General features: G+C 52.9%; 1 rRNA gene (cut by a window edge). It reads left to right on the top strand.

The window, feature by feature from the left end:
- Nucleotides 1-1163 (top strand): 23S ribosomal RNA (locus tag AC3WP7_RS29980); it begins 1677 nt to the left of the window's first position.
- The last annotated feature ends 61 nt before the right edge of the window (nt 1164-1224 follow it).

Raw genomic sequence — 1224 nt, forward strand, 5'->3', positions numbered from 1 at the left:
CCATGCCGGTCGAAGATACCAGGCCGCTGCGACTGTTTATTAAAAACACAGCACTCTGCAAACACGAAAGTGGACGTATAGGGTGTGACGCCTGCCCGGTGCCGGAAGGTTAATTGATGGGGTTAGCTAACGCGAAGCTCTTGATCGAAGCCCCGGTAAACGGCGGCCGTAACTATAACGGTCCTAAGGTAGCGAAATTCCTTGTCGGGTAAGTTCCGACCTGCACGAATGGCGTAACGATGGCGGCGCTGTCTCCACCCGAGACTCAGTGAAATTGAAATCGCTGTGAAGATGCAGTGTATCCGCGGCTAGACGGAAAGACCCCGTGAACCTTTACTATAGCTTTGCACTGGACTTTGAATTTGCTTGTGTAGGATAGGTGGGAGGCTTTGAAGCGTGGACGCCAGTTCGCGTGGAGCCATCCTTGAAATACCACCCTGGCAACTTTGAGGTTCTAACTCAGGTCCGTTATCCGGATCGAGGACAGTGTATGGTGGGTAGTTTGACTGGGGCGGTCTCCTCCTAAAGAGTAACGGAGGAGTACGAAGGTGCGCTCAGACCGGTCGGAAATCGGTCGTAGAGTATAAAGGCAAAAGCGCGCTTGACTGCGAGACAGACACGTCGAGCAGGTACGAAAGTAGGTCTTAGTGATCCGGTGGTTCTGTATGGAAGGGCCATCGCTCAACGGATAAAAGGTACTCCGGGGATAACAGGCTGATACCGCCCAAGAGTTCATATCGACGGCGGTGTTTGGCACCTCGATGTCGGCTCATCACATCCTGGGGCTGAAGCCGGTCCCAAGGGTATGGCTGTTCGCCATTTAAAGTGGTACGCGAGCTGGGTTTAGAACGTCGTGAGACAGTTCGGTCCCTATCTGCCGTGGACGTTTGAGATTTGAGAGGGGCTGCTCCTAGTACGAGAGGACCGGAGTGGACGAACCTCTGGTGTTCCGGTTGTCACGCCAGTGGCATTGCCGGGTAGCTATGTTCGGAATAGATAACCGCTGAAAGCATCTAAGCGGGAAACTAGCCTCAAGATGAGATCTCACTGGAACCTTGAGTTCCCTGAAGGGCCGTCGAAGACTACGACGTTGATAGGTTGGGTGTGTAAGCGCTGTGAGGCGTTGAGCTAACCAATACTAATTGCCCGTGAGGCTTGACCATATAACACCCAAGCAATTTGACTACTCTAACGAGCATCAGATTGCGGTGTGTGAAGACGAAA

This window comes from Pseudomonas sp. FW305-3-2-15-C-LB1 (assembly GCF_058787615.1).